The organism is Pseudoroseomonas ludipueritiae, from assembly GCF_014490445.1.
GTDB classification, from domain to species: domain Bacteria; phylum Pseudomonadota; class Alphaproteobacteria; order Acetobacterales; family Acetobacteraceae; genus Pseudoroseomonas; species Pseudoroseomonas ludipueritiae.
Genome location: NZ_JACTUZ010000272.1, coordinates 1 through 3,052 on the forward strand (window position 1 = coordinate 1; position 3,052 = coordinate 3,052).

Annotated in this window: 3 protein-coding genes and 1 pseudogene; 3 read left to right on the forward strand and 1 reads right to left on the reverse strand. The window is 71.9% G+C overall.

What is annotated here, in order from left to right; translation table 11 throughout:
• Window positions 1–310, forward strand: a 310-nt coding sequence (locus IBL25_RS25365; RefSeq protein ID WP_187781228.1) for an ROK family protein, incomplete at its 5' end; no start/stop codon positions are given.
• Window positions 311–348: 38 nt separating this feature from the next.
• On the forward strand, window positions 349–978 hold the full coding sequence (locus IBL25_RS25370; protein WP_187781229.1) for a glutathione S-transferase family protein: 630 nt from the start codon (window positions 349–351) through the stop codon (window positions 976–978).
• Window positions 979–1,056: 78 nt separating this feature from the next.
• On the opposite strand, the pseudogene IBL25_RS25375 reads toward IBL25_RS25370, so the two are convergent.
• Window positions 1,057–1,437: pseudogene (locus IBL25_RS25375) on the reverse strand (YkvA family protein); the annotation flags it as partial.
• A 196-nt stretch (window positions 1,438–1,633) separates the two neighbouring features.
• On the opposite strand from IBL25_RS25375, the gene IBL25_RS25380 reads away from it, so the two are divergent.
• Entirely contained in the window at window positions 1,634–2,884 is a 1,251-nt protein-coding gene (locus IBL25_RS25380) for a DNA polymerase IV (protein ID WP_187781231.1), read from the forward strand.
• The last annotated feature ends 168 nt before the right edge of the window (window positions 2,885–3,052 follow it).

Genomic DNA, 3,052 nt, shown 5'->3' on the forward strand with positions numbered 1-3,052 from the left:
CATCACCGCCGCGGCCGCCGCCGGCGATGCCGCGGCGGAGGCGGCGCTGGCGCGCTTCACCAGCCGCCTCGCCCGCGCGCTGGCTGGCGTGACCAACCTGCTGGACCCCGATGCCATCGTGCTGGGCGGAGGCCTGAGCAACCTCCAGCGCATCTACGATGACGTGCCAGGGCTGATGGCGCCCTTTATCTTCGGCGATGTCGGCCGCACCCGGCTGCTGCGGGCCAAGCATGGCGATTCCTCCGGCGTCTTCGGCGCCGCGCGGCTCTGGGACAAAGGCTGGAACAGCCTGCCGCTAGCCGGGATGTGAATGGCCGCGCCGCCGCCACGCCCCGCAGGATGCGGCGCATGGCCCCTTACATCCTCTATGGCGACCACCGCTCCGGCTCCTCCACGGTGGAGATGGCGCTGGCCGAGATCGGCGCGCCCTTCGAACTGCGCCCCGTGCCGCTGGAAGGGGACCACCAGCTGGCCGGGGAATACCGCCGCATCAACCCGATGGGCCGCATCCCCACCCTGGTGCTGCCCGACGGCACGGTGATGACGGAAAGCCTGGCCATCCTGCTGACCCTGGCCGACCGCCACCCGGAGGCTGGCCTGCTGCCGCCCCCCGGCGATGCCGGCCGCGCCCGCGCCCTGCGCTGGATGACCCTGGCCGCCGCCGAATTCTATCCCCATGTCACCCGCTACGATTACCCCGAACGCTTCCACCCCGACCCCGCCCAGGCCGATGCGCTGCGCCAGCGGGCGCAGGAGATGGGGCGGGAGATCTGGACGGTGGTGGAACGCGAGGCCGCGCCCGATCCCTTCATCCTGGGCGAGCGCTTTTCCCTGGCGGATATCTACCTCTCCGCCCTGACGCGCTGGATGCATGGCGACGAATGGCTTCCCGGCCATTGCCCGCGCCTGGATGCGCTGGCGCGGGCCGTGGCGGCACGGCCGGGCGCGGGACCGGTGTGGCGGAAGCACTTCGGGTAGCGAGGCCGGGGGAATGAATGCCCCGGACCACATCTTTTTTCTGCGAGTTTTGCCTGGGCGCTTCAGTGCATCGCGGACCTATCGCGCGGCATGCGGCCACAGCCACCAGAGCAGCGCCGCCGCCGCCAGCAGCCAGATGGCCACGATGAGGGCGGCGCCCGCGCGGCTGACAGGTCGTTCCCGCACCCTTGCCGCGGCGGCCCGATGCTCGGCCATGACCTCCGGCGGCACCAGCCGGATGGCCAGCAGGATGAGCGGGGGCAGCAGGATCACCTCATCGAGATATCCCAGCACGGGGATGAAATCCGGGATGAGGTCGATGGGAGAAAGCGCATAAGCGGCGATCGCCAGCGCGAAGGCCTTGGCATACCAGGGCGTGCGCGGGTCACGGGCCGCGAGGGAGAGCGCATGCACGTCCCGCCCGATCGCCCGGGCCCGGTTCCTGATCCGCCGCCACATCAGCCGCGCTCCATGCTGCCACAGGATACTGGGTAGCCGCACCGCCCGTCATCAACCACCACAGCATCCCGCCGCCCACCTCGTTCCACCCCAAACCCGAAGAAAAAAGAAGGGGGCCCGGGGGAATTCACTCCCCCGGCCTTATCCCTGCCGGAACATCCGTTCCCCGCCCCCGGCCGCATGCTATTCTGCCGCCATGCCCGCCCTTTGCCGCGACTGCCTGCGCCTGTCGGATACCGCCGGCCCGGCCTGCGCGGGTTGCGGCAGCCGCCGGCGCGTGGCGCATGCGGAATTGGCCAGGCTTTCCATCGCCCATATCGACTGCGACGCCTTTTTCGCCAGCGTGGAGAAGCGGGACCGGCCGGAGCTGCGCGCCAAGCCCCTGATCGTGGGCGGCGGCAAGCGCGGGGTGGTGGCGGCCTGTTGCTACATCGCCCGCACGCGCGGCGTGCGCTCCGCCATGCCGATGTTCAAGGCGCTCTCCCTCTGCCCCGACGCCGTGGTGGTGAAGCCCGAGATGGCCAAGTATTCCGAGGCCGGGCACCGCATCCGCCGCATGATGCAGGACCTGACGCCGCTGGTGCAGCCCATGTCGATCGACGAGGCGGTGCTGGACCTCTCGGGCACCGAGGCGCTGCACAAGGCGCCCCCCGCCGCCGTGCTGGCCGGGCTGGCGTTGCGGGTGGAGCGGGAGGTGGGCGTGACCATCTCGGTGGGCCTGGCGCCCAACCGCCTGCTGGCCAAGCTGGCGGTGGAGCGGGACAAGCCGCGCGGCTTCGCCGTCATCGGCGCCGCCGAGGCCGCCGCCATCCTGGCGCCGGAGCCGGTGACGGTGTTGCCCGGCGTCGGCCCCGTGCTGGCGCGCAAGCTGGCGGCGCAGGGCTTTTCCACGCTGGGGCAGCTCCAGCAGCTTTCGGTGCGGGAGGCGGCCCAGCGCTTCGGGGAGGACGGGCCGGCACTCGCCGCCCGCGCGCGGGGCGAGGACAGCCGCCCGGTGGACCCCAACCGCGAAACCAAGTCCATCAGCGCCGAGACCACCTTCGAGACAGACATCGCCGACCTCGCCGCGCTGGAGGTGCCGCTGTGGCGGATGTGCGAGAAGCTGGCGCGGCGGCTGCGGCAGCAGGGCTTCGCCGCCGGCGGCGTGGTGCTGAAGCTGAAGACCGCCGGCTTCGCGCTGCGCACCCGCCATGCCCGGCTGCATGCCGCGACAAGGCTGCCGGACACGCTCTTCGCCGCCGCCCGGCCGCTGCTGGCGAAGGAGGCTGACGGCACCGCCTTCCGCCTGATCGGCATCGGCGCCCAGCCGCTGGTGGATGGCGAGGGCGCCGACCGCGGCGACCTGCTGGATGCCGAGGCCCCGCGCCGCGCCGCGCGCTGGCAGGCCATCGAGGCGTTGCGGGCAAAGTTTGGCGAAGATGTGGTGGTGAAGGGCCGGGGGCGCTAACTCCGCTGCGCCGCAGCAAAAGCCGGAGACCCCTTCATGTCCGCATCCGCAGCCCCGGCCGAAGCCGTGCCGCGCACCATGCCCCTCTGGCTGACGCTGGTGCTCGCCACCGCCTGCGGCCTGCTGGTGGCCAATCTCTATTACGCGCAACCGCTGACCGGGCCCATC